The 25,624-nt window shown below is 68.7% G+C and carries 27 protein-coding genes; 12 read left to right on the plus strand and 15 right to left on the minus strand.

The features are described from left to right. Positions 1–250 precede the first annotated feature (250 nt). Entirely contained in the window at positions 251–826 is a 576-nt protein-coding gene (locus tag AC5P9C_RS18350) for a TlpA family protein disulfide reductase (RefSeq protein WP_312580312.1), read from the minus strand. Then, positions 823–2,097 carry a YihY family inner membrane protein gene (locus AC5P9C_RS18355; protein ID WP_049465777.1) on the minus strand — a complete coding sequence of 425 codons (1,275 nt, stop codon included), beginning with the start codon at positions 2,095–2,097 and terminating at the stop codon, positions 823–825. Before AC5P9C_RS18355 ends, AC5P9C_RS18350 begins: the two co-directional genes overlap by 4 nt. Before the next feature lie 77 nt (positions 2,098–2,174). On the opposite strand from AC5P9C_RS18355, the gene wrbA reads away from it, so the two are divergent. The 3 genes from wrbA to AC5P9C_RS18370 all read left to right on the plus strand — a co-directional run bounded on the left by wrbA (position 2,175) and on the right by AC5P9C_RS18370 (position 3,665). Beyond that, a complete protein-coding gene (gene wrbA, locus AC5P9C_RS18360; protein WP_049465775.1) occupies positions 2,175–2,768 on the plus strand; it encodes an NAD(P)H:quinone oxidoreductase in 594 nt (197 codons plus the stop codon). Further along, entirely contained in the window at positions 2,765–3,100 is a 336-nt protein-coding gene (locus AC5P9C_RS18365; RefSeq protein ID WP_343540732.1) for a DUF2069 domain-containing protein, read from the plus strand. Before wrbA ends, AC5P9C_RS18365 begins: the two co-directional genes overlap by 4 nt. A 79-nt stretch (positions 3,101–3,179) precedes the next feature. Further along, positions 3,180–3,665: an asparaginase domain-containing protein gene (locus tag AC5P9C_RS18370; protein ID WP_010481766.1), complete on the plus strand. Its 486-nt coding sequence runs from the start codon at positions 3,180–3,182 to the stop codon at positions 3,663–3,665. An 88-nt stretch (positions 3,666–3,753) separates the two neighbouring features. Here the strand turns inward: AC5P9C_RS18370 and AC5P9C_RS18375 are convergent, their stop codons facing one another. The 6 genes from AC5P9C_RS18375 to sufT form a co-directional block, all read right to left on the minus strand. Then, positions 3,754–5,496 carry a S8 family peptidase gene (locus tag AC5P9C_RS18375; protein ID WP_049465771.1) on the minus strand — a complete coding sequence of 581 codons (1,743 nt, stop codon included), beginning with the start codon at positions 5,494–5,496 and terminating at the stop codon, positions 3,754–3,756. A gap of 376 nt (positions 5,497–5,872) precedes the next feature. Next, entirely contained in the window at positions 5,873–6,895 is a 1,023-nt protein-coding gene (locus AC5P9C_RS18380; protein ID WP_343540729.1) for a M23 family metallopeptidase, read from the minus strand. A gap of 1 nt (position 6,896) precedes the next feature. Then, positions 6,897–7,232 (minus strand): transcriptional regulator, encoded by a 336-nt coding sequence (locus AC5P9C_RS18385; protein ID WP_049465767.1) that lies wholly within the window; start codon positions 7,230–7,232, stop codon positions 6,897–6,899. Then, entirely contained in the window at positions 7,229–7,885 is a 657-nt protein-coding gene (locus AC5P9C_RS18390) for a hypothetical protein (protein WP_074725613.1), read from the minus strand. Before AC5P9C_RS18390 ends, AC5P9C_RS18385 begins: the two co-directional genes overlap by 4 nt. Positions 7,886–8,059: 174 nt before the next feature. Next, entirely contained in the window at positions 8,060–9,154 is a 1,095-nt protein-coding gene (locus AC5P9C_RS18395; RefSeq protein WP_049465764.1) for a branched-chain amino acid aminotransferase, read from the minus strand. 59 nt (positions 9,155–9,213) lie between these two features. Then, a complete protein-coding gene (sufT, locus tag AC5P9C_RS18400) occupies positions 9,214–9,765 on the minus strand; it encodes a putative Fe-S cluster assembly protein SufT (protein ID WP_005415385.1) in 552 nt (183 codons plus the stop codon). A gap of 122 nt (positions 9,766–9,887) precedes the next feature. Between sufT and AC5P9C_RS18405 the strand changes: the two genes are divergently transcribed. Further along, a complete protein-coding gene (locus AC5P9C_RS18405; protein WP_074725612.1) occupies positions 9,888–10,307 on the plus strand; it encodes a hypothetical protein in 420 nt (139 codons plus the stop codon). A gap of 260 nt (positions 10,308–10,567) precedes the next feature. Here the strand turns inward: AC5P9C_RS18405 and AC5P9C_RS18410 are convergent, their stop codons facing one another. Beyond that, on the minus strand, positions 10,568–12,028 hold the full coding sequence (locus tag AC5P9C_RS18410; RefSeq protein WP_343540726.1) for an NAD(P)(+) transhydrogenase (Re/Si-specific) subunit beta: 1,461 nt from the start codon (positions 12,026–12,028) through the stop codon (positions 10,568–10,570). Further along, a complete protein-coding gene (locus AC5P9C_RS18415; protein ID WP_049465758.1) occupies positions 12,025–12,345 on the minus strand; it encodes an NAD(P) transhydrogenase subunit alpha part 2 in 321 nt (106 codons plus the stop codon). The genes AC5P9C_RS18410 and AC5P9C_RS18415 overlap by 4 nt, the downstream gene beginning before the upstream one ends. A gap of 97 nt (positions 12,346–12,442) precedes the next feature. Here AC5P9C_RS18415 and AC5P9C_RS18420 point away from each other — a divergent pair, with 97 nt between their 5' ends. Genes AC5P9C_RS18420 through AC5P9C_RS18430 form a run of 3 tightly spaced genes read left to right on the plus strand, consistent with a single transcriptional unit; the run spans position 12,443 to position 13,815 of the window. Continuing rightward, positions 12,443–13,027, plus strand: a complete 585-nt coding sequence (locus AC5P9C_RS18420; protein ID WP_495205237.1) for an RNA polymerase sigma factor — start codon at positions 12,443–12,445, stop codon at positions 13,025–13,027. Further along, complete coding sequence (locus tag AC5P9C_RS18425) at positions 13,024–13,350, plus strand: hypothetical protein (RefSeq protein ID WP_049465754.1); 327 nt, start codon at positions 13,024–13,026, stop codon at positions 13,348–13,350. Before AC5P9C_RS18420 ends, AC5P9C_RS18425 begins: the two co-directional genes overlap by 4 nt. 3 nt (positions 13,351–13,353) lie before the next feature. Then, positions 13,354–13,815, plus strand: coding sequence for a DUF3106 domain-containing protein (locus tag AC5P9C_RS18430; protein ID WP_057493434.1), 462 nt, complete (start codon positions 13,354–13,356; stop codon positions 13,813–13,815). A 120-nt stretch (positions 13,816–13,935) separates the two neighbouring features. On the opposite strand, the gene AC5P9C_RS18435 is transcribed toward AC5P9C_RS18430, so the two are convergent. Next, positions 13,936–15,015, minus strand: a complete 1,080-nt coding sequence (locus AC5P9C_RS18435) for an NAD(P) transhydrogenase subunit alpha (protein ID WP_057493435.1) — start codon at positions 15,013–15,015, stop codon at positions 13,936–13,938. Positions 15,016–15,067: 52 nt separating this feature from the next. After that, positions 15,068–17,389, minus strand: coding sequence for a PacR family protein (gene pacR / locus AC5P9C_RS18440; protein ID WP_049465748.1), 2,322 nt, complete (start codon positions 17,387–17,389; stop codon positions 15,068–15,070). Between the two features lie 331 nt (positions 17,390–17,720). Here pacR and AC5P9C_RS18445 point away from each other — a divergent pair, with 331 nt between their 5' ends. The 4 genes from AC5P9C_RS18445 to AC5P9C_RS18460 are packed head-to-tail and all read left to right on the plus strand — an operon-like array spanning position 17,721 to position 20,590. Further along, complete coding sequence (locus tag AC5P9C_RS18445) at positions 17,721–18,302, plus strand: nitroreductase family protein (protein WP_053505770.1); 582 nt, start codon at positions 17,721–17,723, stop codon at positions 18,300–18,302. Continuing rightward, the gene (locus AC5P9C_RS18450; protein ID WP_053462228.1) at positions 18,299–19,249 is read left to right on the plus strand and encodes a 5'-3' exonuclease; all 951 of its coding nucleotides are present in this window, start codon (positions 18,299–18,301) and stop codon (positions 19,247–19,249) included. Before AC5P9C_RS18445 ends, AC5P9C_RS18450 begins: the two co-directional genes overlap by 4 nt. Then, positions 19,246–19,800 (plus strand): NUDIX hydrolase, encoded by a 555-nt coding sequence (locus AC5P9C_RS18455; protein WP_049465743.1) that lies wholly within the window; start codon positions 19,246–19,248, stop codon positions 19,798–19,800. The genes AC5P9C_RS18450 and AC5P9C_RS18455 overlap by 4 nt, the downstream gene beginning before the upstream one ends. Next, positions 19,793–20,590 (plus strand): N-formylglutamate amidohydrolase, encoded by a 798-nt coding sequence (locus AC5P9C_RS18460; protein ID WP_103282767.1) that lies wholly within the window; start codon positions 19,793–19,795, stop codon positions 20,588–20,590. The genes AC5P9C_RS18455 and AC5P9C_RS18460 overlap by 8 nt, the downstream gene beginning before the upstream one ends. Positions 20,591–20,655: 65 nt before the next feature. Here the strand turns inward: AC5P9C_RS18460 and AC5P9C_RS18465 are convergent, their stop codons facing one another. After that, the gene (locus AC5P9C_RS18465) at positions 20,656–22,065 is read right to left on the minus strand and encodes an MFS transporter (protein WP_414615284.1); all 1,410 of its coding nucleotides are present in this window, start codon (positions 22,063–22,065) and stop codon (positions 20,656–20,658) included. 105 nt (positions 22,066–22,170) lie between these two features. Here AC5P9C_RS18465 and AC5P9C_RS18470 point away from each other — a divergent pair, with 105 nt between their 5' ends. Next, a complete protein-coding gene (locus AC5P9C_RS18470) occupies positions 22,171–23,055 on the plus strand; it encodes a LysR family transcriptional regulator (RefSeq protein WP_150827652.1) in 885 nt (294 codons plus the stop codon). A 585-nt stretch (positions 23,056–23,640) separates the two neighbouring features. Here the strand turns inward: AC5P9C_RS18470 and pip are convergent. Both pip and prmC read right to left on the minus strand, forming a co-directional pair. Beyond that, positions 23,641–24,582, minus strand: a complete 942-nt coding sequence (gene pip / locus AC5P9C_RS18475; protein ID WP_053462225.1) for a prolyl aminopeptidase — start codon at positions 24,580–24,582, stop codon at positions 23,641–23,643. A 48-nt stretch (positions 24,583–24,630) separates the two neighbouring features. After that, on the minus strand, positions 24,631–25,488 hold the full coding sequence (gene prmC / locus AC5P9C_RS18480) for a peptide chain release factor N(5)-glutamine methyltransferase (RefSeq protein ID WP_057493438.1): 858 nt from the start codon (positions 25,486–25,488) through the stop codon (positions 24,631–24,633). Positions 25,489–25,624 lie beyond the last annotated feature (136 nt).

Here is a 25,624-nt window from a genome sequence, read left to right on the forward strand (position 1 = left end):
GATATCTGACAGAAATTCATCCACGCACGGCGTGGATCTACCAGATCGCAGAAATCTGTCAGAGGTGGGGCGGTGTCGGAGTGCGGGGTGTCAGCCGCATGGATGCGGCTGCCAAGCTTACAGGGACGTACTTGCAGCGTCCCCGCACTCCGACACCGCCCCGCCATCCCACGGATAGCCCGCTGTTGCTGCCGGCCAGCGGCCGGCACTACCGCGGGTGCAGGGCCGCAGGCCCTGCCGCCCAACCCCATTACTTGGCAGCAGCGATCTGCTTTTCGATGTCGGCGGCGGTCACCGGGCCAAGGAACGTATGCGCCAGCTTGCCCTGCGGGTCCAGCAGATGCGTCAGCGGCAGGCCGCGCGGTGTGGCGAAGTCCGCCGGCGGCTCGAACGGATCCACGATGACGATCGGATAGGTCACCGGATGCTTGGCCAGGAACGACTGCATTTCCGGTGCCGCGATGTCCTCATAGGCCAGGCCGACCACTTCGATGTTGCTGCGCATCGCATGCAACGCCGACAGCTCGGGCATCTCCTTGCGGCACGGCGCGCACCAGGTGGCCCAGAAGTTCACCACCACCCACTTCCCGCGATGCGCGGCCAGGTCGTAGTCGCTGCCGTCCACCGCCTTCATCTTCAGTGTCGGGAACTCGGCCGTGGTGCGCTCGGCTGGCGTCTCCTCCGCAGGTGCCGGGGCACTCGGGGTGGGCGCCTGCGCCGGCGGCTGGCTGCTGGCCGGCGCCGGTTCCTGGGCCGGCTTGCAGGCCACCAGGGCCAGCATCAGGGCCACTGGAAGCAGCAGCGGCAACGGGGTCTTGCGGGTCATGGCATGTCTCCAGAATCGGTATAGATATCGCTGACCCGGCGCTTCAGGCGTTCGCGCAGGGGCAGCCGCAGATCGTCCAGCGCCGCCAACGCGGCACGGCCCAGGCTGTCGTCACGGTACGGCAGATGCTGCTCGGCCACCGGGATGCGCAGCTGGGTGCATTCGTACAGATCGGCCAGGCTGACCTGGTCCAGGTCGCGTGACAGCAGCCACTCGCCGCGCTCATCGCGGCGCAGCAGGTCGATCTCCTGCAGGTTGCAGATCAGGTCCTGCAGCAGCGAATCGGTCAGCATCGGCTCCAGCCGCAGGATCTCGTCATCGGCCAGGCCTTTGCCCTTGGCCCGTGCATGCTGGAAGCGGCCGAGCAGGCGCAGCAGTCCATAGAACTCATAGCCCTGCGGCAGGCGCAGTTCCACCGGCTGGTAGCGGAAGGCGGCCATCGACGAAGCCAGCGACGCCCCCAGCAGCACCGCCACCCAGCACAGGTAGATCCACAGCAGCAGGATCGGCACGAACGCCACCGTGCCATACAGCTTCTGGTAGGACTGGAAGCTGCCCAGATAGGCACCGATGCCCCACTTCACCAGTTCCAGGATGACCGCCGCCAAGATCGCGCCGGGCACGGCATGCCGCCATTTCACCGTGTGGTGCGGCACCACCCGGAACATCAGCGTGATGCAGACGAACTCGATCAGGATCGGCGCCAGCCGCAGCGCCAGTTCGGCCAGCCACCGGCCCTCCTGGGTACCGAACAACGGCATGGCGAACACCCGCGCCGATACGGCCAGAGACGCAGCGGCAAGCATCGCGCCCAGGGTCAGCACGGTCCAGTAGACCAGGAAGCGGGTCAGCTTGGGCCGGGTCGAGCCGACCCGCCAGATCTGGTTGAAGGTCTCTTCCACGCTGTTGAGCGTGATCAGCAGCGATACCACCAGCGCGATGAAGCCGGCCGCCGTCAGCTGCCCGGCACTGGCCGAGAACTGCCGCAGGTAGCCTTCGGCGGCACGTGCCGCGGAGGGCACGAAGTTGGAGAACACGTAGTCGCTGAGCTGGTCGCTCCAGCGGTCGAAGACGGGGAAGGCCGACAGCACACCGAACACCACGATCGCCAGCGGCACCAGCGCGAACACCGTGGTGTACGCCAGCGCCGCCGCTGCCTGGAACAGGCGGTCGTCGAGGAAGCGGTGCCACAGGAAGCGGCCGAAGCTGATGGCCCGTGCGCGATCCCGCGCGCGCTCCATCCACAGGTTGAGCGTATCCAAAGGTTCCATCGGCGAAAGGGTACCCGATGCGGAATGCTCGCAGGATAGCCATACTGGCGGCCACACGACGAGGAGAAGCGGGCACGATGGGCGAGATTCTGGTGCTGTACTACAGCCGGGGCGGTTCGGTGGCACGGCTGGCGCGCCAGATCGCGCGGGGCATCGGCGAAGTGCCGGGCATGACCGCGCGCCTGCGCACGGTGCCGCCGGTGGCTGCCGTGACCCAGACCGCGCAGCCACCGGTACCCGACGATGGCGCGCCCTACGTGAGCGTGCAGGACCTGGCCGAATGCCAGGGCCTGCTGCTGGGCAGCCCCACCCGCTTCGGCAACATGGCCGCGCCGGTCAAGCACTTCCTGGACGGGCTGGGCGCCGAATGGGTCAACGGCACCCTGTCCGGCAAACCGGCGGGCGTGTTCACCTCCACCGCGTCAATGCACGGCGGGCAGGAGTCGACCCTGCTGTCGATGCAGGTGCCACTGCTGCACCACGGCTGCGTGATCGTCGGCATCCCGTTCACCGAGCCGGCGCTGAGCCATACCACCAGCGGCGGTACGCCCTACGGCGCAAGCCATGTGGCCGGTGCGGCCGACGATCCGCAGCCGACCGACGACGAAGCGGTGCTGGCGCGCGCGCTGGGGCGCCGGGTGGCCGACATCGCGCAGCGGTTGGCCCGATGAGCCGGGCGCCGCGCACGGTGCTGCTGCTGGCCCTGATGGCGCTGGCCGCGCTGTTCGCCGGCTGGTTCATCAATGACAGGCACTGGCTGGCCACCCAGCTGGTGTTCACCGCCCCACCGCTGGCACTGGCCATCGCCGTGCGCCTGGGCTGGCGCAAGGCCGGCTTCTGGGCCTCGGTGCTGGCGCTGGGCTGGTTCAGCCACGGCGTGATGAGCGCCTGGAGCCACCCGGAAACACGCTGGCTGGCGCTGATCGAGATCGCGCTGGCGCTGCTGGTGATCTTCAGCGCCAGCCTGCCCGGCCTGCGCGCCCGCTTCGGCAGGCGGCGCTGACGCTGCGCGCGCAGGGCCTTATCATCTGCATTCCTGGCCCCGCGCCGCAGTCCCTGTCCTGGTTTCGCGCATGCACATGATGGAAGAGCTCCTGGTCGTCACCACCGGTGGCACGATCGACAAGATCTACTTCGACGACAAGTCGGACTACCAGATCGGCGATCCGCAGATCGGCATGATCCTGCGCGAGCTGGGCGTGACGTTCCGCTTCAACGTGATCCCGATCCTGCGCAAGGATTCGCTGCACATCAACGACGAGGACCGCGAGCTGATCCGTGCCACCATCGCCGCGCAGCCGACCCGGCATGTGCTGGTGACCCATGGCACCGATTCGATGGTGCAGACCGGCAAGGTGCTGGCGACGATCCCGGACAAGACCATCGTGATGACCGGCGCGCTGAGCCCGGCCCGCTTCCGCGGCTCGGATGCCGAGTTCAACATCGGCTGTGCGATCGGTGCGGTGCAGTCGCTGCCGAGTGGCGTGTACATCGCGATGAACGGGCGGATCTTCGACCCGCAGCACGTGCGCAAGAACGTGGCGGCCAACCGCTTCGAGTCGGTCTGAGGAACAGGGCGCCGACCAGGGTCGACATCCACCCAGGAAAAAACGCCCCGGCCGAAGCCAGGGCGTGCCCTTGGAGAGGGTCTTGGGCTCAGTACTGGGCGCTGAGGGTCACGCCCGAGAAGGTGCTGTACGCCTTCACCCGCACGTACCAGGTGCCGGCGGCGGGACTGTTGATGGTGCAGGTCTCGCTGTTGCCACTCAGGTACGGGCGGCAGGTGTAGGTGGTATCGGTCGGGGCACTGCCCTGGCGCACGTACAGGTCGGCATCACCGCTGCCGCCACTGATCGCCACGCGCAACTGGGTGCTGCCGGCCGGGACGGCGACGGTGTAGTTCAGCTCGGCACCGGTCGCGGCGCCCAGGCCGGTCACCGGCACATTGTTCTGCAGCACGTTGCCACCCGGGTTCGGGTTGCCACCGCCGTTGATCGCTGCGGTGACCGCCGCGTTGGCGTCGATGATGCCGGCGCCGCAGCCCCCCGAGCAGGCGCCCGGCAGCGGGCGTGCGGTGCTCTTGATGATGCTCTCGACCTGCGCCGGGCTCAGCGGGCTCGGCGCCACCGACTGCATCAGTGCAACCACACCGGCCACATGCGGGGCCGCCATCGAGGTGCCGTTGTAGGACGCGTAGCTGGCGCTGCCCGGCGTGGTGGTGCCGGTGTTGAGGGTGGACAGGATGCTCTGGCCCGGGCCGGAAATGTCGATGCCGGCACCATAGTTGGAGAAGCTGGCCCGCGCACCGGCCGAGGTCGTGGCCGCCACTGCGATCACATTGGCGCAGTTGGCCGGCACCGACGAGGACACGTTGGTGTTGCTGTTGCCAGCGGCGACCACCACGGTGGTGCCGCGGCTGACTGCGCCGTTGATCGCGTTCTGGTAGGTGGCCGAGCAGGTGCCGCCGCCGCCCAGCGACATGTTGATGACTTCCGCCGGATTGGCATTGGCCGGCACGCCACTGACGGTACCGCCGGAGGCCCACACGATGGCATCGGCGATGTCGGAGGTATAGCCGCCGCACTTGCCGAGCACGCGCACCGGGACGACCTTGGCGTTGAACGCCGTGCCGGCCACGCCGGTGCTGTTGTTGGTCACCGCCGCCACGGTGCCGGCGACGTGGGTGCCGTGCCAGCTGGAGTTGGACGCCGGGATGCCCGAGCCGCACTCGTTGGCGCCATACCAGTCGCCTTCGTCGTTCGGGTTGCTGTCGCGGCCGCCGCCATCGCGCGCCATCGCGGCATCGCTGATGAAGTCATAGCCGGGCAGGATGTTGGCGTTGAGATCGGGATGGTTGGTGATGCCGGTGTCGATCACGGCCACCACGACGCCGGTGCCGGTGGCCTTGTCCCAGGCCGGCTGCACGTTGATCGACGCATTGGAGGTACCGAAGCCCCACTGTTCACTGAAGCGGGTGTCGTTCGGGGTCAGCGTCGCACGCATGATCTGGTCGACTTCGACGTATTCCACGTTCGGGTCGGCAGCGAGCTTGCGCATCAGCAGCTCGGATTCGGCCTGGTCGAGCGGGCGATCGGTCCTGACCAGGGTCGGGCCCACGGCCAGCTTGCGGACTTCCTGCAGGCCCAGCGCGCGCCCCTGGCTGCTGGCCAGGCCGGCGGCGGCACTCTTCAGCGAAGACGCCAGTGCAGTGGTGTTGGCCACCGGCGCACTGCCGTCGCGGTACTTCACGATGAAGCGCTGGTGCGTCGGCGCGGACTGCAGGCCGCTGAGCTGGACGTCACCGGCCAGCGCAGGCGTGGCCAGCAGCAGCGATGACAGAACGGACGCACCAAGGACCACCCACACTCGACGCACACGCGGTTGCGTTACCTGGGACATCGTATTTCCCTTTCTAGTGGTGTGAATGCCGGAATCGGCAGAAGCACCGGCCCGAACCCTGGGCTGGCTTGCGTTGGCGAGGTTCGAAGTCCGGCGGGCCAGCGGATCCCCCTATCGATCCGCCGTGCACATGACGCTAATGACCAAAAGCGGACACCACAAGATTTTCAGCGTCTTTTCAGCAAGATGAAATGTCTGATATGAGACTTTTCGGGTCGAGGGTTTGTGAAGGTGAAGGACTTTCTCACGCCCTGCACGCACCTGACTGGGCGTTTTCCTGTCCGCCGATGACTTTGCCGACATCGGCGTGCACTTCCACGCCGATGGCCGCGCAGCATCGGCGCGGCCATCGTGCTGCCCCGTTCGAGTGCAGGGACTATTCGATGTGTGCAGCGCCGCCAGGCCGGATGTGCTGCCCCTTGACCGGTTCGCCGCGCGCGACCGGCTGGCCGTCGGCCACATAGCCGGAGAACTGGGCCGGCAGCGCCGCGCTGACCCCGAACGCAGGCCCGGCCTGCAGCTGGTAGTGCAGGTGCGGTTCGGAGGAATTGCCGCTGTTGCCACAGTCACCGAGGTGCGTGCCGCTGCGGACGACCTGCCCCTGTGCAACGCGCACGCTGCCCTGGCGCAGGTGCGCCAGCACCGAGTACTCGTCATTGCCGTGATCGAGGATGACGCGGTTGCCGGTGAGCTGGGCAGCGTTCATCTGGCCTGGCACGTTGTCGGCGACGCCCTCGACCACCTCCACCACCGTGCCGTCGGCGGGCGCGAGGATTGGCCGGCCAAAGCAGAAATAGTCCTCGTTGCGCTGACCCTCTCCACCATGGGAACGGCCATCGCGGACCACCAGCAGGTCCATCGCGAAGCGCTGGCCGGCGTGGGCCGCATGGTAGTTCTGTTCGACACTGCGGCCGCCCCAGAACACGAAGAATTCATCTTTGAACGGCAGTTGCAGCCGTGTGCGGGTCTGGTAGTCAAGGAACCCGCTCGCCGCGGCCTGCGGCGGCGTGGTCTGTAGCGGGCGGATGTAGAAGCCGCCGATCCGCCCGTCAGCGTCGATGGCCCACAGCACCTGGATGATGGCCTGGCTCTTGGCGAAGCGCGCCTGCCGCAGATAGGTGTCGTATCCCTCAGCCTTCTCGACCTTCTCGCTGACCAGCTCGGTTTCTGCGCCCCAGCCTGCCAGCACCTGCTCGCGCAGCGCCACCAGGTTCTGCGGGGACTGCAGCCCCGCCCGCATCTGTGGTGTCATCCGTTCCCACAGGGCGTCGATGTGGCCCTCATAGAACTGCGTGGTCAGCGTGGCTCCCTGCTGGCGCGGATCTGTGGCCGCGGCGGCACCGGTGAGGGCAGAGAAGGAAACAACCAGAACTGCAAACAGGCGCGGGAGCAATGTCATGTCAGGCGTCCTTTCGATCCGGATCGGGAATGCCGGCGACGATCGCCGCCAGCTGAGTGCGGTACTCGGCCAGGGCGGTGCGCCCCAGTGGCGTCAACTGCAGGGTCGTCAGCGGGCGCTTGCCACGGAACGATTTCTCGATGGCGACCAGGCCGGCTGCCTCCAGCTTGCTCAGGTGACTGGACAGGTTGCCCTTGCTCAACCCGCTGAGATGTTCGACAAAGCCGAACTCGGCAGACTCGGCGCCGGCCAGGATCGACAGGATCAGCAGGCGCGCAGGTTCGTGGATCAGGCGGTCGAGCTGGAGCAGCGCGCGCGAATCAGGCAAGCGGGTCATTCGACGAGCGTCCGTCCGGCCATGAACGCGCGCATTTCCGCCTGCAGGCGGTGGAACCGCTGGTGGTCACGCCAGCCGACCACGATCAGCGCAATGGACGCCAGTGGGAACACCGCAGTGCTCAGCCCGAAATCGTAGGTCTGCCCGGTGAAGGCCAGCGCGGCCTGGCACAGCAGGAACACACCCACGATGAACTCCAGCGGTGTACGCAGCCAGCGCCACACTACCCAGGGCAGCAGCGCCACCACGGCCAGGTAGCCGATGGCGCGCAGATCCCAGGGCAATTCACCCATCGGCGCCAGCCTGGGCAGCACGCTGCCGATCACCAGCACGCTCACCAAGGCGGTGAAGGCGATGAAGAAGCGCTGGAAGTTGCGCTCGGCCGGCGTCACCTGCTCCTCGACCTGGCCCAGCCGCTGGTAGTAGCGGCGCGCCAGCCATTGCTTGCCAACGATCCACAGCACCGGGACGGCGATCAGCGCGACGCGCAGTGCCAGGGTGGTCGGCAACAGCGCGCCCGCAAGGAAGGAGGCCAGACAGGCGACACCACCCGCGATCGCCGACAGGCCACCGGCACTGCGCGAGTAACGCGAGTATTCACGGGTCAACGCCTGCAGGCGCGAGGAAGGATCAATGACGGACGGCTGCTGCATGACACGCTCCATCGTGGCCACTTGAATATAGTTTGCACTGCAAACCTATTTGCGTCAAGCAGTCCTCTGCAGCGATCTGGAGGCCCCACAACGCAGAAAGCCCGTCACAGGGACGGGCTTTCCAGGAACAACGCCGCCAAGCGTAGGCTCGGCTCTCCAGTTGAGCGTGGGCGATCAGCCCAGCTTGACCAGCCAGTTGTGGCGGTCCGGCAGGCGGCCGTACTGGATGTCGGTCAGCTCCTTGCGCAGCGACATGGTCACTTCGCCGGCCGGGGCGTTGATGTCGCCCACCGCGAAGCCTTCGCCCTTCAGCTGGCCGATCGGGGTAACCACCGCCGCCGTACCGCAGGCAAACACTTCACTGATCGCACCGGAGGCCACGCCGTCCTTCCACTCGTCGATGCTGACCTTGCGCTCTTCGACCTTCATGCCGCGGTCGCGGGCCAGCTGCAGGATGCTCTCGCGGGTGATGCCCTCGAGGATGCTGCCGGACAGTTCCGGGGTGACCAGCGTGCCGTCCTTGTAGACCAGGAACACGTTCATGCCGCCCAGTTCTTCCAGGTACTTGCCTTCGACCGGGTCGAGGAACAGCACCTGTGAGCAGCCCTGCGCCTGCGCCTTCTGCTGCGGCAGCAGCGAGGCCGCGTAGTTGCCACCGCACTTGGCGGCGCCGGTGCCGCCCTTGGCCGCACGCGCGTATTCGGTGGACAACCAGATCGACACCGGGGCCACGCCCTTGGCGAAGTACGGGCCGGCCGGGCTGGCGATGACGTAGTAGCCGGCCTTGTGCGCGCCGCGCACGCCGAGGAAGGCTTCGTCGCCGATCATGAACGGGCGGAAGTACAGGCTCGACTCATCGGCGGACGGCACCCAGTCGCTGTCGACGGCGATCAGCTGCTTCAGCGATTCGACGAAGATCTCCACCGGCAGTTCCGGCAGCGCCAGGCGCTGCGCCGAACGCTGCAGGCGACGGCCGTTGGCATCGGGGCGGAAGGTCCAGATCGAACCGTCGGCATGGCGGTAAGCCTTGATGCCTTCGAAGATCTCCTGGCCGTAGTGCAGCACGGCCGCGGCCGGGTCCAGCTGCAGCGGGCCGTAGGCGCGCACGTTGGCGTTGTGCCAGCCGGCATCCTTGTCCCAGCGCACTTCCACCATGTGATCGGTGAAGTGCAGGCCGAAGCCCGGCTTCTCCAGGATCTTGGCGCGCTCTTCAGCGCTGCGCGGGTGGTCCGAACGGGTGACGGCGAAGCTGGGGATGGACTGGGACACCGGAGGATTCCTGTTCTGGTTGCGGGTAGTGCCGGGCCCGCGTCACTGCGGGCCCTGGGTCAAAGCATGCCGGTCTCGAGCCGGGCCGCCTCGGACATCATGTGCTGGTTCCACGGCGGGTCGAACACCAGGTCGACGTCGGCCTCGGCCACCGTCGGGATCATCTCGAGCTTGCTGCGCACGTCGTCGACCAGGATCTCGCCCATGCCGCAGCCCGGCGCGGTCAGGGTCATCTTCACGTCGATCTCGCGCTTGCCCTCGTCCAGGTGCTTGATCTCGACTTCATAGACCAGGCCCAGTTCGACGATGTTGACCGGGATTTCCGGGTCGAAACAGGTGCGCAGCTGCTGCCACACCAGCTGTTCCACCTGTTCATCGGTGGCGTCGGCCGGCAGCTCCAGCGGTGCCGGTGCTTCCTTGCCGATGGCGTCGCCGTCCTTGCCGGCGATGCGGAACAGGTTGCCCTCGACGAACACCGAATAACTGCCGCCCAGCGCCTGGGTGATGTACCCATAGCTGCCGGCGGGCAGGGTCACGGTGTCGCCCTGCGGGACCATCACGGCCTCGCAATCGCGTTCGAAGTGGACAGGTTCGCTGCTACGGGAATACATGGGGACCGATATGGGGCCGTGGCCATGGCCACGCAAGACGGCATTCTAGCCCAGCCGCCCCGGCACCGCCGGTGCACTGCGGCAAACCACAGTATCCTGTGGGTGATCTTCAGGGAGCTTCGATGTCCTCCAATGCCGCGCGTGCCAGGACCGTGACCTGGCTCTGGCCCCTCATGCTGTTGCTGGGCCTGCTTGTTGCTCCCCTCGCCTGGATGGTGCTGGCGCTGATCACCGGCCGCCAGGTCGGCTGGATGGCGGTGCTGGCCGCCCTGGAACTGGTGTTCATGCTGCGCCTGGGCACGCTGGGCCCGGGCCGGCTGCGCGTCGCCCTGGTCGTGCTGGGCACCCTGCTGGTGGCCGCGGTGGCCAACTGGGCCATCGCCAGCGCCTGGATGGGCGGTTCGATCGGCCTGGACCTGTGGGACGCCACGATGCGGATGGGGCCGCACCTGGCCTGGACCCTGATCACCCTCGCCAACGGCACGATCGAATGGCTGTGGCTGGCCGTGGCCGTTGCCGTAGGCGCCTGCCTGGCGCGCTGATCGCGTAGATCCACGCCACGCGCGGATGGGCGGGTAGTGCCGGCCGCTGGCCGGCAAAAGCGTGCGGACCCAGGTCCGCACCTACCAGGTGCGGCCGCCACGCGTGGATCCGGTAGTGCCGGCCGCTGGCCGGCAAAAGCGTGCGGACCCAGGTCCGCACCTGCCAGGCGCGGCCGCCACGCGTGGATCCGGTAGTGCCGGCCGCTGGCCGGCAAAGGGGCCAGAGCCCTTTCCTGCGGAAAGGGAACCGACCCCGGTCCTCAATGCCCGCCGTCGAGCGCCTTCAGTTCGCTCACCAGCGAGGCGGCCGCTTCGGCACCATCGCCATACAGCATGCGGGTGTTGTCGGCATAGAACAGCGCATTCTCGATGCCGGCGAAGCCGGTGCCCTTGCCGCGCTTGATCACCACCACGTTGCGCGCGTTGACCACGTCCAGCACCGGCATGCCGTAGATCGGGCTGGCCGGGTCAGTGCGCGCCACCGGATTGACCACGTCGTTGGCACCGATCACCAGCACCACGTCGGTGTTGGCGAATTCCGGGTTGATGTCGTCCATGTCGGCGACCAGGTCGTAGGGCACGCCCGCTTCGGCCAGCAGCACGTTCATGTGCCCGGGCATGCGTCCGGCGACCGGGTGGATGGCGAACTTCACCTTCACCCCGCGCTGGCCCAGCCGCTGCGCCAGTTCCCAGATCTTGTGCTGGGCCTGCGCCACGGCCATGCCGTAACCGGGCACGATCACCACGCGCTCGGCGAAGGCCATCATCGCAGCCACGTCGGCCGCTTCGATCGGCTTCTGCGAACCGGTGATCGCCTGTGCTTCGCCACCGGCGCCGCCGCCGAAGTTGGAGAACAGCACATTGCGGATCGGCCGGTTCATCGCCTTGGCCATCAACCGCGTCAGCAGGATGCCCGCCGCGCCGACCATCATGCCGGCGATGATCAGTGCCTCGTTGCCGAGCACATAACCTTCGAACGACACCGCCAGGCCGGTGAACGCGTTGTACAGCGAGATCACCACCGGCATGTCGGCGCCACCGATCGGCAACGTCATCAGCACGCCCAGTGCCAGCGCCAGCACGAAGAAAGCGACGATCGCCCAGGTGCTGAGCGTACTGGCCGCGATGATCGCCAGCACCACCACCGCCAGGGCCACCAGCAGGTTCATCACCTGCTGGCCCGGCCAGGTCACGCGCTTGTCCAGGCGTCCATCCAGCTTGGCCCAGGCGATCACCGAACCGGACAACGACACCGCACCGATCGCCGCGCCGACCACCGCCAGCAGCAGCATCGTGCCCGACGGCTGGCGCGCGGCCAGGTCGGCCAGCGCCTGCGCGCTCCAGTGGCTGGTATCGCGGTGGGCCAGGAAGGCATAGCGCAGCAGTTCCACCGCACCGATCGCCGCCGCCGAGCCACCACCCATGCCGTTGTACAGCGCCACCATCTGCGGCATGTCGGTGATGGCAACCTTGCCGGCCGACCACCAGGCCAGGCCCGCGCCCAGCAGCAGTGCCACCAGGATCAACGGCACGTTGTGCAGTTCGGGCAGGAAGAAGGTGGCCGCGGTGGCCAGCAGCATGCCCAGCCCGGCCCAGCGGATGCCGCTGCGCGCGGTCAGCGGCGAGGCCATGCGCTGCAGGCCGAGCAGGAACAGCGTGGCGGCGACCAGGTAGCTGGCCTTGACCAGCCAATCGAGCAGTTCGACGGTGCTGATGTTCAAGCCTGCGGCTCCTTCGGTTCGTCCTTGCCGCCCTTCGGCGCGCTTGGCCTGAACATTTCCAGCATGCGCGCGGTGACCACGTAGCCACCGGCGGCGTTGCCGGCGCCGAGCACCACGGCCAGGAAGCCCAGCGCCTTTTCCAGCGGCGTCTGCGCATGCCCCAGCACCACCATCGCACCGATCAGCACGATGCCGTGGATGAAGTTGGAGCCCGACATCAGCGGGGTGTGCAGGATCACCGGCACCCGCGAAATGATCACGTGGCCGGCGATGGCCGCCAGCATGAAGATGTACAGCGCCACGAACCCGTCACTCACCGGCAACGCTCCTGCTCTGTCTTCGTCGCCCCATCATAACCACGGGCTGAACCCCTGCGCATCCGGCGTCAACCGTGGCGGCGCTCACGCGTTGTCGATGGTGACCCCGAGCAAGGAGCCGTACCCTGTGCTGGTGAGCAGCCCTGTCCCCCCGAGCGCCGAGACCGACGCCCTGCCGGCCTCGCTGGAAGCGTTCCTGGCCAATGTCGGCCCGCGTGCGTTCCGATTCGCCGAGGCCGGCCTGCGCCAGCGCGAAGACGCGATGGACGCCGTGCAGGATGCGCTGCTGCGCATGCTGGACTACGCCGACAAGCCGGCTGCCGAATGGGCGCCGCTGTTCTGGAGCATCCTGCGCCGCCGCGTGATCGACATGCAGCGCCGGCGCCGCTTCCGCCTGCCGTTCTGGCGCGACCCCCCGGACGCCGACGGCGGCGGGATCGACTGGGCCGACCCCGGCCCGGACCCGGCGCAGGCGCACGAACAGCGCCAGCAGTACCAGCAGCTGGTGGAGGCGTTGCGCACCCTGCCCGCCCGCCAGCGCGAAGCCTTCACCCTGCGCGTGCTGCAGGACCTGGACGGCGCCACCACCGCCCGCGCCATGGGCTGCAGCGAAGGCGCGGTAAAGACCCATCTGGCACGCGCCCGGCAGGCGCTGCAGGACTATCTGGAGACCCGACCGTGAACCGCTCCCTGCCATCCGATGACACCCTGCGCCGCCTGCACGCGCAGTCGCTGCAGGCGCTGTCGCCGGCCACGCTGGCGCGGCTGCGCCAGGCGCGCCACGGCGCCACGGCCATCCACCGCGGGCGCGGGCGCTGGTGGCTGGCCAGCGCCTGTTCGCTGGTGGTGGCGCTGGCTGTCGGCGTGCAGTTCAGCGGCCTGGGCCTGCATTCCGGGCCCGCGACCGTAGCGCCGACGGCGGCGGTGGAAGACAACAGCGCGCTGTACGACGAGAATCCCGATCTGTACCTGTGGCTGGGCGATACCGACCTGGCGATGGAGTGAATCATGTCCCGACTGCCTACCCTGCCGCTGCTGTTGACCCTGTCGCTGCTGCCGGCCGTCCCGGCGCTGGCGCAGAGCGCAGCGCCCGCGCCTGCTGCACGCCCTGCGCCGGGCGCCACGCTGCCTGCGTGGGAGCAGCTGAGCGAATCCCAGCGTGAGTCCCTGCTGGCGCCGCTGCGCGACCGCTGGAACAGTGCCGATGCCGGCCAGCGCCAGCGCATGCTCTCGCATGGCCAGCGCTGGCAATCGATGAGCCCGGAGGAACGCGACAAGGCCCGCCGCGGCCTGCGCCGCTTCGAGCACATGAGCCCGGAACAGCGCGAGCAGGCACGCGCCCTGTTCGGGCAGATGCGCGACATGCCGCCGGCACAGCGCGACGCGCTGCGCGAGCGCTGGTCGCAGATGACGCCGGAGCAGCGCCGGGACTGGGTGCGCGACAACCCGCCGCCAGCGAAGCCGCGGTAAGGCCCCGGGGACGGGGTCAGAGCCCTTTGCTGATGCAACGGGATCCGACCCCGGGATGACCCGCCGCACGTTCGGGGTCAGATCCCTTTGCCAGAGGCAAAGGGATCCGACCCTTGTCATTCACGCCTGCCAGCGGGTCTTCGCCAGCAGCTCGTCGTCCCAGTCGAACCCGAGCTGGCCTTCGCGCACGAACAGCGCAACGAAGTTGAGCAGGTTGCGCGCATACATCTCGCTGGCCTGGGTCGCACCGCGACTGGCCAGGCCCAGCGGGCCATCGATGGTCACGCCCTGATGCTCGATGCACTGCCCCGGCCGGGTCAGTGCACAGTTGCCGCCGCTCTCGGCGGCCAGATCGACAATCACGCTGCCGGTGGCCATGCCTTCCACCATCGCGGCAGTCACGATCGTCGGCGCCGGGCGACCCGGTACGGCAGCCGTGCAGATCACCACGTCCACGCCACGCAGGTGGTCGGACAGCCGACGCTGCTGCTCGGCGCGCTCGTCATCGGTCAGCGCCCGCGCGTACCCGCCCTCGCCCGCCGCACTCACCCCGAGATCGAGGAAGCGCGCGCCCAGGGACTGGATCTGCTCACGGGTTTCGGGGCGCACGTCGAACCCTTCCACCTGCGCACCGAGACGGCGTGCGGTGGCGATGGCCTGCAGGCCCGCCACGCCGGCGCCGATGACCAGCACCTTGGCCGGGCGCACGGTGCCGGCGGCAGTGGTCAACATCGGGAAGAAGCGCGGCGCGCGCTCGGCGGCGATCAGCGCCGCCTTGTAGCCGGCCATGCCAGCCTGCGAGCTGAGTACATCCATTGCCTGCGCGCGGGTGGTGCGCGGCAGCTGCTGCAGCGGGAACAGGTACAGGCGGTCGCTGTCCGCCAGCGCCGCCAGCGCCGGATCACTGGCCGGGGTCAACAGGCCGACCACGCTGGCCCCGGGCTTGAGCTGCTCCAGCACTGCCGCCGCAGGTGCCTGCACGCACAGCAGGATATCGATCTCGGGCCAGCGCCCCGCATCGAAGACGCGTGCGCCGGCATCGTCATAGGCCGCATCGGTGAAGCCGGCGGCCAGGCCGGCGCCAGCCTCGTACCAGACCGTTATGCCCAGCGCGCCGAGTTTGCGCGCGGTTTCCGGCGTCAACGCCACGCGCCGTTCGCCCGGCGCGGTCTCCTTGATCCCCAGCAACGCCACGGCCATGCAGGTCCCCGCTGATCGGTGAGTTTTCCCGATCCTAGCAGGCGGCCCGCGCTCAGTGCAGCGTGGCGCTGCCCGGGTCGAGGCGGTCGATCACCCCCTGCATGGCGCTGTCGAAGGCACCATCATCCACATGGGCGCGCAGGCGGCCCAGCCGCACCATCACCGCCAGTTCTTCCGGCGAGGCCACGCAGAAGCGCACGCCGCGACGGTTGACGAACAGCAGGCGCGAAGAGATCGGGCTGACCCAGGACAGCTTGCCGGCCTGCACCTTGCCGTCCTTGTCGACGAAATCGAGCCAGTTGCCGATTTCCATGCGGCGGAAGCGGTCGGCATCGGCATTGTCGAAATCATCGGCGTCGATCTGGCCACCCAGTTCCACCGCTGGCGATTCAGCGACCGGCGGCGCCGGCAGCGCCACCTGCGGCAGCTCGGGCAGCGCGCGCTGCAGTTCCGGCCGCGACTCGGCGATGCCCTGCAGCGTGTCATGCAGGGCGTCAATCGCCCCGGTGGCCGCATCGCCGTGCACACCGACGCTGGCAAACACCTTGGCCAACACCGGCTGCCAGGCCTGCAGCCACGGCTTGCCGACGATCTGGCGGCGCGCCTCGGCCACTTCCTCCAGCAAGCCGTCGCCCAGGCTCAATGCCTCGGCCACCGAGGCGCCTTCTTCGCCCTCGCGCAGCAGCGCCAGGGTCAGGTGGTGCTGCCACGGCTGGCGCAGGAATTCGGCAATGGCCGGCGGCAGGCTGGCATCGCCGATACGGCGGTCCAGCTCGGCGCCGGCGCGGGTGCGGGCCATTTCCAGTTTTTCCTGGCCGCGCTGCGTTTCGGCGGCACGGCGCTCGGCGATTTCCACGCGGCGGCGATGCTGCACCAGGAACTCGCGGAATTCCTCTTCCAGGGTCAGGAAGATCGCCAGGTTCTCGTTGAACTCGGCCACCAGGCGCTCGATGATCTCTTCGACCTTGGCCATCAGCATGCGCTCGGCCTGGCTTTCACCGGTGTTGCCCTCGCAGGCCTCGGCCAGCGAGTTGAGCAGCTTGCGCGCCGGATGGGTCTTCTGCACGAACATGCGGCGGTCGAGCATGGCCACCTTGACGAAAGGCACCACCAGGCGGCCGATCAGTTCGCGTGAGCGGCCCTCCAGTTCACGCTCGTCCAGCATCACGTCGAACAGCATGCCGACCAGGTCGATGGCGTCCTCGTCCTGCGGGTCCAGGCGGGTCTGGCCCGGATCGACGCCAAGCTGGGTGGCGCTGGACAGCACTTCGCTTTTCAGCCGCTGCGCCAGCGATTCGCCGTCCTCGCCGATGGCCGCGCGCAGGGTCGCGCTCGGCGTGGCCTGCAGCAGCGACAGCACCGACATCATTTCGCGCTGGCTGAGCGGTCGCTGCTGGCCGACCGCCACCTGTGCCGCAGACGTGGCGTCCTCACGCACGTGGCGGGTCTGCTGCAGCAGTTCGTGCAACGCTTCCAGCAGCATGCCCTGCTGGCCGGCATAGGCCTCGCCGGTGGCGCCGTCATCGCCGCCCAGGTGCTGCTGCATATGCCCGCGGCGCTCGGACCAGCGGGCGGCGAAGCGCTGCGCCCAGGCCGGTGCCGCCTGCTCGTCATCGCTGAAGCCCGGATCGAAGCCCGCGCCGTGGCGCTGCTCGACCAGGTCATCCAGCATCCCGGCCATGCGCGGATCCGGCGCCGGCGGCGGTGGGCGCTGCGGAGTGCCCATCTGCGACATCACGCCAGCCGCAGCCAGCTGCTCGTCCAGCTTCTCGTAGATGCGGCCGACCGGTGCGCGCAGGTCGCGCTCACACAGTTTGATCAGCACCAGATGCACTTCCGGGGCCAGTTCACAGCCGGCAAAGGCTTCGTGGATGGCCACGCCCAGATGCTCGGGGCTGATCGGATTATGGTCCGCGTCCAGTTCGACGCCGCCGATCAAGCGGCCCAGGCGGCGGTCCAGCCGTGCCAGCACCGGCTTGAAGTCACGCAGCAGTACGGTGGCGAAATTGCGCACCGCCAACCGTGATTCCAGCACATGCTCGGCCAGCAGGCTCAAGCCGTCCTCGGCCGGCCCGGACAGGGTCGCCTCGGCCGACAGCGGCTCACCGGCGGCCAATGCCGCCCAGGCCTGCTGCAGGTGGCCGGCGAAGGCGCCGGCGATGTCCTCGCGACGCCGGCGCAGCTCGCGCATCGCATCCAGGAACAGCAACTGCGACGAGCCGGCATTGCCGGCACGGTCGAACAGGGCATCGTCGAAACGCGCCAGTGCGGCCCCGAAGGCCTGGCACAGCGCGGGCAGGACCATGTCCCGGGCAAGCTGGAGCTGGGCCGGGTCACGGCCCGGCGATCCCATCGGTGTGGGCACGCTCATCATTCGGGAAGGCTCCCCACCTTCTCTGGTACGACAGACACCATGGACATCGCGACGACCGGCACACCCCATGTACCGGTACGTCGATGGTAGGCCGGCCAGCCCGTCACGGACAGTGAAACAGTCCTCACTTCAAACCTCATGACCGGCGGCCCGGCAAGAGGGGTATCGTAAGCCGTGCAAGGCCTGCGAGGCGAGGGGAAGCGATCGTTCATTCCCCGTCAGTGGCATGACGTTCATCACAGTTTGGTATTCAGAGGCCGGACGCGACACAGACGGCGTCATTGACCACCCCGACTATAATCAAACCCCCGTGATGACCGGTTCAGACTCCATGCCCGACCCCGCTGCCCTGCTCGCCCTGGATGCCCGCCGCTCAGTGCCTTCGCGGCAACTGGGCGAGCCCGGCCCGGACCCGGCCACGCTGCAGCGGATGCTGGCATCGGCCGTACGCGTGCCCGACCACGGCAAGCGCGTACCGTTCCGCTTCCTGAAGATCGCCGGCGATGCACGTCACACTCTGGGCGACTTCCTGGCCGAACGCAGCCGCCAGCGCGACCCGCATGCCGGCGAGGCCGTGTTCGAGAAGGACCGCCAGCGTTTCAGCCACGCCCCGCTGGTGATCGTGGTGGTGGCCAGCCCGCGCCCGGACCCGAAGGTGCCCGAGCAGGAGCAGCTGATGACCGCCGGCTGCGTCTGCTTCGCCCTGCTGCAGGCCGCGCAGGCGCTGGGCTTCGGCGCACAGTGGCTGACGGCCTGGATGGCCTTCGATCCGGTCGTGCAGGCCCACCTGGGCCTGGTCGAGGGCGAACGCATCGCCGGCTTCATCCACATCGGCACCGCCAGGGCCGACGTGCCCGAGCGCGAGCGCCCCGACCCGGCAACCCTGCTGCGGGACTGGACGCCGCCGGCATGACCCTGCCGGCACCGCCGCCGTCGCTGTACCTGGTCGATGCCAGCATCTACGTGTTCCGCGCCTGGCACTCGCTGCCGGACCAGTTCCAGGACGCGCAGGGCTGGCCGACCAATGCCGTGCACGGCTTCGCCCGCTTCCTGCTGGACCTGCTGGAACGCGAGCGCCCGCAGCACATCGCCATCGCCTTCGACGAAGCGCTCGACAGCGGTTTCCGCCACCGCCTGTATCCGGCCTACAAGGCCAACCGTGATCCGGCACCGGAGGCGCTCAAGCGCCAGTTCGTGCACTGCAAGGCGCTGTGCGCGGCGTTGGGCCTGGCGGTCCTGGCCCATCACGACTACGAGGCCGACGACCTGATCGGCAGTGCCCTGCACGTCCACCGCAGCAGCCATCGCGGGGTGATCATCTCCGCCGACAAGGACCTGTCGCAGCTGCTGGCCGACCACGACGAGCAGTGGGACTACGCCCGCAACCAGCGCTGGGACGTGGCCGGGGTGAAGGCCCGGCACGGCGTGCACGCGCACCAGATCGCCGACTACCTGGCGCTGTGCGGTGATGCCGTGGACAACATTCCCGGGGTCAGTGGTGTCGGCAGCAAGTCCGCCGCCGTGCTGCTGGCTCACTTCGGCAGCATGGATGCGCTGTTCGAACGCCTGGACGAGGTGCCGTTCCTGCGCCTGCGTGGCGCTGCACAGATGGCCGTGCGCCTGCGCGAGCAGCGCGAGCACGCCCAGCTCTGGCGCCAGCTGACCACCATCGCGCTGGACGCGCCGCTGGAGGGCAGCCAACCCGGCCTGCTGCGCCAGCCGGCCGACCCGGAACTGCTCGATGGCCTGTGCCAGACCCTGCGCTTCGGCCCGATGACCCGCCGCCGGCTGTTCGGTGCCGCCGGCGTGGCCGACCCCGTTCCCACTCCTTCCTTTTCCAATTCCAGCGAGCCCGCATGAGCCAGCGCAACACCGAAGCCCCGCGTGTCGTCTATGAAGGCAAGTACCAGCGCATGGTGGTGCGTGGCACCTGGGAATACAGCGAACGCACCCATGCCGGCGGCCTGGCCGCGATCATCATCGCGGTGACCCCGGAGGACAAGGTGCTGTTCGTCGAACAGTTCCGCGTGCCGCTGCAGGCCCCCACCATCGAGATGCCGGCCGGCCTGGTCGGCGACATCCACGCCGGCGAGTCGATCGAAGTCTCGGCCGTGCGCGAGCTGGAAGAAGAAACCGGCTGGACCGCCGACCATGCCGAAGTGCTGATGATCGGCCCCACCTCCTCCGGCGCCAGCAGCGAGAAGATCGCCTTCGTGCGCGCCACCGGCCTGCGCCGCATCGGCGACGGTGGCGGTGATGACAGCGAAGACATCACCGTGCACGAGATTCCACGCAGCCAGGCCGCCGCCTGGCTGGTACAGAAGATGGGCGAAGGCTACGAGCTGGATGCCAAGCTCTGGGCCGGGCTGTGGATGATCGAGCACCACCTGGACGGGCGCCCGCGTGGCTGATGCCGACCTGCACCCCGTGCCGGCATTGCTCGGGGCCGGCGATCCTGCGGTCTACACCGTGCACCGGCCGCAGGGCGCTTCGCCGTACCTGCTGCTGGCCGACCACGCCGGGCAGCAGGTGCCGCGCGCGCTGGCCGGACTGGGCCTGGCGCAGGCCGAGCTGGATCGCCACATCGGCTGGGACATCGGCATCGCCGGCACTACCCGCGCACTGGCCGAACGGCTGGATGCGTGGGCGATCGAACAGACCTATTCACGGCTGCTGATCGACTGCAACCGCCCGCTGGCCTCGCCCACGCTGATCCCGGAGGTGAGCGACCACACCGTGGTCCCGGGCAATGCCGGACTGTCGGCGGCGCAGCGGCAGCAGCGCATCGATGCGATCCACGCGCCCTACCACGCGCGCATCGACGCAGAACTGGATGTACGCCGCGATGCCGGCCGCCCCACCCTGCTGGTGATGATGCACAGCTTCACCCCGGCGATGAACGGCACGCAGCGGCCGTGGCATGCCGGCGTGCTGTACCACCGGGACACGCGCTTCGCGCATGCCCTGCTGCAGGCGCTGCGTGACGAAGGCGATCTGGTGGTGGGTGACAACGAACCGTATTCGGTCAGCAGTACCAGCGACTACGCGGTACCGGTGCATGGCGAAGGCCGTGGCCTGGTGCACGTGGAACTGGAGATCCGCCAGGACCTGATCGCCGGCGTCGCCGGGCAGCAGGCCTGGGCCGAGCGGTTGGCGCGGATCTTCAGTGCGCTGCAACCGGAGCTGCTGGCGCTGGGTTGAACGCGCGTGTATCCATGCCGAACCGGTAGTGCCGGCCGCTGGCCGGCAACCTCCGGATCGTTGGATCAGAGCGTTTGCCGGCCAGCGGCCGGCACCACCGCCACCGGCGCCGGGCGCAGGCCCAGTGCGATCGCCACACCCAGCAGGGCGAACAACGCGGCGCCGTATTCGGCGCGCACCAGCCCGGCCAGTGCACTCGGCGAACCGGCGGCGCCGGCATCGGCGTTGGCCACCATCACCAGCACCGCCAGGCCCAGCGCACCGCCGATCTGCTGCGCGGTGGCTGCCATGCCGGAGGCCACGCCCTGCTGTGCAGCCGGCACGCCCTGCCCGGCCACGATCCACATCGCGGTCCACGTCATGCCCTGGCCGATGCTCATCACCACCACACCCGGCAGCAGCGGCCAGAAGTTCGCTGCATGCGGCAGCGACGCTGCAACCCAGGCAATGCCGATGGCGCCGGCCAGCTGCCCGGCCACCAGCACCCTGCGCGCGCTCCAGCGCTGCAATGTCCACTCCGCCAGCTGGATGCCGACCGTGCACACTGCGGTGGCGGGCAGGAACGCGAGGCCGGCCTGCAATGGGCTCCAGCCGTAGCCGTCCTGGAAATACAGCGCCATGAAGTAGTACTGCACGCCGTAGCTGCTCATGAAGGCGAAGGTCAGGCCCAGCGCGGCGCGCAGCCCGGGCAGGCGCAGCAATGCGAACTGCATCAGCGGATCGCGGCTGCGTTGTTCGATCTGCACGAACGCCACCAGCAGCAGCGCCGACAGCAGCAGGCAGCCCAGCGTGGCCGGTGCGGTCCAGCCCCATTCCGGGCCCTGCACCAGGGTGGTCACCAGCAGGCTGCCGCCGAAGGTGACGGTGATGCACCCGGCCAGGTCGAACGAACGGCCGTGTGCACGCGGGCCGTCGGCCGGCAGCCAGGCACCGGCCGCGACCGCGCAGGCGGTGGCCAGCGGCACGATCACGGCCAGCACCGCCGGCCAGCCGAACGCCTGGGTCAGCACGCCACCGAGCAGCGTGCCCAGCGCCAGGCCCACCGCGCTGGCCATGCTCCAGATCGCCAGCGCACGGTTGCGCACCGGACCTTCCGCGTACAGCGTGTTGATCAGCGCCAGCGTGGCCGGGAACAGCAGTGCCGCACCGATGCCCTGCGCCGCGCGCGCGATGATCAGCAGGGTGGCATTCGGCGCCAGCGCGCCGAGCAGCGATGCCAGTGCGAACAGCAGCATGCCCAGCCGGTAGAAGCGGCGGCGGCCGATCAGGTCGGCGGCGCGGCCACCCAGCAGCAGGCTGCCGCCGAACGCGACGGTGTAGGCACTGACCACCCACTGCAGCTGCTGCGCGTTGATCTGCAGCGCGCGGCCCATGTCGTGCAGGGCGACGAAGATGATGGTGGCATCCAGGGCGATGATCAGCTGGGCAGTGGCCAGCAGGGTCAGCGCCCAGCGCGGGTACTTGAGGGGAGGCATCGGCGGTCTGGTGCGGTGGGGGAGCGCAGTCTCATTGATGCAGGGCAATCAATAAACCCCCAACCCACCATATCTGTCATGATTTTCGGCATGAATGGAACCTCGATGGACCTCAATGCGGTGCGCATGCTGGTGCAGGTGGCCGAAGCGCGCAGTTTCACCGTGGCCGCCGGTCAGCTGGGCCTGAGCCAGTCCGGGCTTTCGCGCGCGATCGGCCGGCTGGAGGCCACGCTGGGAGTGAAGCTGCTGCAGCGGAACACCCGCAACGTGGCGCTGACCCCGGATGGCCGCCAGTTCGTCGATCAGGTGGCGCCGCTGTTGTGTGGCCTGGAGGATGCCGAACGCCAGTTGGCCGATCGTCCGTGCACGCCCTCGGGCACCCTGAAGATCAGCGCACCCTCGATGTTCGGGCGCAAGGTGCTGGTGCCGCTGCTGGCGCCGCTGCTGCAACGGCATCCACAACTGCAGGTGGAGGCGGTGCTCAGCGACCGCCTGGTCGATCTGGTCGAGGAAGGTTTCGACGCCGCGCTGCGCACCGGCGCCATCGCCGACCAGCGCATCGTCGCGCGCCCGCTGCGTCCGCTGCGATGGGTGACGGTGGCCAGCCCGGACTACCTCGACCGCTGTGGCGCGCCCGACGATGTGGCCGCCCTGCGGGATCATGCCTGCCTGGCGGTACGCAACCTGCGCAGTGGCCGGCTGGTGGACTGGCAGTTCCTGCAGGACGGGCAACTGCGTGAGTTCACGCCACCGACGCGGATGGTGTTCGACAGCGGCGATCCGCTGGTGGAAGCGGCCATCGCCGGTATCGGCATCGTGCAGGTGATGGATTTCGCCGTGGCCGACGCGCTGGCTGACGGCCGCCTGCAACGCGTGCTGCAGCCGTTCGAGGGCCGCAACCGCGCGCTGTCGCTGATCTACCCACCGTCGCGCCAGCACTCGCCGAAGCTGCAGGTGCTGGCCGACGCGTTGCTGGCCGGGGATTGGTAAATCCACGCCATGCAGCACCCATGGCTATCGGGTAGCGCCGGCCGCTGGCCGGCGGGCCACCTCGGGCGGCGGCGAAACGGACCGCTTAGGCGGTGCCGGCCATCGGCCGGCACTACCGATCAGGCGAAGCCATCGGTCGCGCGCACCAGCGCGTCCACGTTCTCGGGCTCGAACGCCGAATGGCGCGACGCCTTGGCTGTCGGGTAGCGCCGGCCGCTGGCCGGCGGGCCACCTCGGGCGGCGGCGAAACGGACCGCTAAGGCGTTGCCGGCCAGCGGCCGGCACTACCGATCAGGCGAAGCCATCGGTCGCGCGCACCAGCGCGTCCACGTTCTCGGCCTCGAACGCCGAATAGCCGGCGAGCCACCTCGGGCGGCGGCGAAACGGACCGCTAAGGCGGTGCCGGCCAGCGGCCGGCACTACCGATCAGGCGAAGCTATCGGTCGCGCGCACCGGCGCGTCCACGTTCTCGGCCTCGAACGCCGAATGGCCCGACGCCTTGGCTATCGGGTAGCGCCGGCCGCTGGCCGGCGAGCGGCGGAACGGACAGGTAAGGCGTTGCCGGCCAGCGGCCGGCACTACCGATCAGGCGAAGCTATCGGTCGCGCGCACCAGCGCGTCCACGTTCTCGGCCTCGAACGCCGAATGGCCCGACGCCGGGGTGATTTCCAGCTTTGCCTTCGGCCATACCTTGGTCAGGTCCCAGGCGTTGGCCAGCGGGCAGACCACGTCGTAGCGGCCGTGCACGATCACGCCCGGGATGTCAGCGATGCGGTGCGCGTCGCGCAGCAACTGGTCTTCCACCTCGAAGAAGCCGCCGTTGACGAAGTAGTGGTTCTCGATGCGGGCAAACGCCAGCGCAAAATGCGGGTCTTCGTGGCTGTTGATGAAGTCGTCATCGACGTGCAGGAAGCTGGTCGCACCTTCCCACACTGCCCACGCCTTGGCCGCTTCCAGGCGGGTGGCTTCGTCTTCGCTGGTCAGGCGGCGGTGGAAGGCCGAGATCAGGTCATGGCGTTCCACCGACGGGATCGGCTTGAGGTAATGCTCCCACGCATCCGGGAACAGGCGGTTGGCACCTTCCTGGTAGAACCACTCCAGCTCCCAGCGACGCAGCATGAAGATGCCGCGCAGGACCAGTTCGGTCACGCGCTGCGGATGGGTTTCGGCATAGGCCAGGGCCAGTGTCGAACCCCAGCTGCCGCCGAACACCTGCCAGCGATCGACCTTCAGGTGCTCGCGCAGCTTCTCGATGTCGGCAACGAGGTCCCAGGTGGTGTTGTCCACCAGATCCGCGTGCGGGGTGGAGCGACCGGCGCCGCGCTGGTCGAACAGGATGATGCGGTACTTCGACGGGTCGTGGAACTGGCGCATCTTGTCGCTGCAGCCGCCACCCGGGCCACCATGCAGCATCACCACCGGCTTGCCGTCCGGGTTGCCGCACTGCTCGAAGTACAGCGTGTGGCGGTCGTCGACCTTCAGGGTGCCGACGTCGTAGGGGGTGATGGCGGGGTACAGCGTACGCATGCTTGCAGCTCCAGGGTGATGCCCTGCCGGGGCAGGAGAACCTCCATTCTAGGCCGGTCGCCGGCCCAGGGTGATGCGATCGCGCTGCTCAAGGTCCTGCGCAGTCTGCACCTCCGCGAAACCGGCGGCGTCGAACAACGCGCGGATCGCCGCGCCCTGGTCCCATCCGTGCTCGATCAGCAACCAGCCACCGGGCCGCAGGTGGGCCTGACCACCGTCGACGATGCGGCGGATGTCATCCAGGCCATCCACGCCGGAAGCCAGCGCGGTAGCCGGTTCAAAACGCAGGTCGCCCTGTTCCAGATGAGGATCGTCGCTGGCGATATACGGCGGATTGCTGGCTATCAGGTCGAAGCGTGCCCCCTGCAGCGGCGCATACCAGTCGTGCCCGCCTTCGGCGAAGCGGACGTTGCGCAGTTCATGGCGTGCCGCGTTGCGCGCAGCCACCGCCAGCGCGCACGGGCTGGCGTCGGTGGCCAGCACCTGCGCCTGTGGCCGTTCGCTGGCCAGCGCCAGTGCAATCGCACCGCTGCCGGTGCCGAGGTCAGCCAGTTGCAGCGACTGGTCTGACGGCAGGCGCTCCAGTGCCAGCTCGACCAGCAGCTCGGTTTCCGGGCGCGGAATCAGCGTGGCCGGGTCGACTTCCAGGTCCAGCGTCCAGAAACCGCGGCGGCCGGTCAGGTAGGCGACCGGCTCGCCGGCCATGCGGCGGGCCAACAGCGTTTCGAAGGCGGCCTGGTCGGCGGCAGCCAGCGGATCTGTGGCATGCGCGAACAGCCAACTGCGTGGGCGTTCCAGCACGTGCAGCAGCAGCAGTTCGGCTTCGTGGCGGGCGTCGATGCCGCCAAGGCGGGCGCTGGCGTCGGCCACGACCTGGCGCAGGGAGGGTTCGGGTTGGAAGGACATTGCGCAATTGTAGAGCCGGGCCCGTGCTCGGCTGCTTCTGGAGCAGCCGGGCACGGGCTCGGCTCTAGAAAACCGGAATCCGTTCAGGTCCCCGTCCACGGGATAAGGACGGGCTATCGGCCACCTTCGCCTGCTG

The sequence above is a fragment of the Stenotrophomonas sp. YJH_SMC_10 genome (genome assembly GCF_059371555.1).

What these genes read in the sequence shown, in the direction of transcription:
- AC5P9C_RS18465 (WP_414615284.1), bottom strand. Translation starts at nt 22,065, where the DNA reads ATGCCTCCCCTCAAGTACCCGCGCTGGGCGCTGACCCTGCTGGCCACT.
- AC5P9C_RS18370 (WP_010481766.1), top strand. Translation starts at nt 3,180, where the DNA reads ATGGAAGAGCTCCTGGTCGTCACCACCGGTGGCACGATCGACAAGATC.
- AC5P9C_RS18450 (WP_053462228.1), top strand. Translation starts at nt 18,299, where the DNA reads ATGACCCTGCCGGCACCGCCGCCGTCGCTGTACCTGGTCGATGCCAGC.
- AC5P9C_RS18405 (WP_074725612.1), top strand. Translation starts at nt 9,888, where the DNA reads ATGTCCTCCAATGCCGCGCGTGCCAGGACCGTGACCTGGCTCTGGCCC.
- prmC (WP_057493438.1), bottom strand. Translation starts at nt 25,488, where the DNA reads ATGTCCTTCCAACCCGAACCCTCCCTGCGCCAGGTCGTGGCCGACGCC.
- pip (WP_053462225.1), bottom strand. Translation starts at nt 24,582, where the DNA reads ATGCGTACGCTGTACCCCGCCATCACCCCCTACGACGTCGGCACCCTG.
- AC5P9C_RS18445 (WP_053505770.1), top strand. Translation starts at nt 17,721, where the DNA reads ATGCCCGACCCCGCTGCCCTGCTCGCCCTGGATGCCCGCCGCTCAGTG.
- AC5P9C_RS18430 (WP_057493434.1), top strand. Translation starts at nt 13,354, where the DNA reads ATGTCCCGACTGCCTACCCTGCCGCTGCTGTTGACCCTGTCGCTGCTG.
- AC5P9C_RS18455 (WP_049465743.1), top strand. Translation starts at nt 19,246, where the DNA reads ATGAGCCAGCGCAACACCGAAGCCCCGCGTGTCGTCTATGAAGGCAAG.
- AC5P9C_RS18435 (WP_057493435.1), bottom strand. Translation starts at nt 15,015, where the DNA reads ATGGCCGTGGCGTTGCTGGGGATCAAGGAGACCGCGCCGGGCGAACGG.
- AC5P9C_RS18385 (WP_049465767.1), bottom strand. Translation starts at nt 7,232, where the DNA reads ATGACCCGCTTGCCTGATTCGCGCGCGCTGCTCCAGCTCGACCGCCTG.
- AC5P9C_RS18375 (WP_049465771.1), bottom strand. Translation starts at nt 5,496, where the DNA reads ATGTCCCAGGTAACGCAACCGCGTGTGCGTCGAGTGTGGGTGGTCCTT.
- AC5P9C_RS18365 (WP_343540732.1), top strand. Translation starts at nt 2,765, where the DNA reads ATGAGCCGGGCGCCGCGCACGGTGCTGCTGCTGGCCCTGATGGCGCTG.
- AC5P9C_RS18380 (WP_343540729.1), bottom strand. Translation starts at nt 6,895, where the DNA reads ATGACATTGCTCCCGCGCCTGTTTGCAGTTCTGGTTGTTTCCTTCTCT.
- pacR (WP_049465748.1), bottom strand. Translation starts at nt 17,389, where the DNA reads ATGATGAGCGTGCCCACACCGATGGGATCGCCGGGCCGTGACCCGGCC.
- wrbA (WP_049465775.1), top strand. Translation starts at nt 2,175, where the DNA reads ATGGGCGAGATTCTGGTGCTGTACTACAGCCGGGGCGGTTCGGTGGCA.
- AC5P9C_RS18350 (WP_312580312.1), bottom strand. Translation starts at nt 826, where the DNA reads ATGACCCGCAAGACCCCGTTGCCGCTGCTGCTTCCAGTGGCCCTGATG.
- AC5P9C_RS18390 (WP_074725613.1), bottom strand. Translation starts at nt 7,885, where the DNA reads ATGCAGCAGCCGTCCGTCATTGATCCTTCCTCGCGCCTGCAGGCGTTG.
- AC5P9C_RS18470 (WP_150827652.1), top strand. Translation starts at nt 22,171, where the DNA reads ATGGACCTCAATGCGGTGCGCATGCTGGTGCAGGTGGCCGAAGCGCGC.
- AC5P9C_RS18355 (WP_049465777.1), bottom strand. Translation starts at nt 2,097, where the DNA reads ATGGAACCTTTGGATACGCTCAACCTGTGGATGGAGCGCGCGCGGGAT.
- sufT (WP_005415385.1), bottom strand. Translation starts at nt 9,765, where the DNA reads ATGTATTCCCGTAGCAGCGAACCTGTCCACTTCGAACGCGATTGCGAG.
- AC5P9C_RS18420 (WP_495205237.1), top strand. Translation starts at nt 12,443, where the DNA reads ATGGTGACCCCGAGCAAGGAGCCGTACCCTGTGCTGGTGAGCAGCCCT.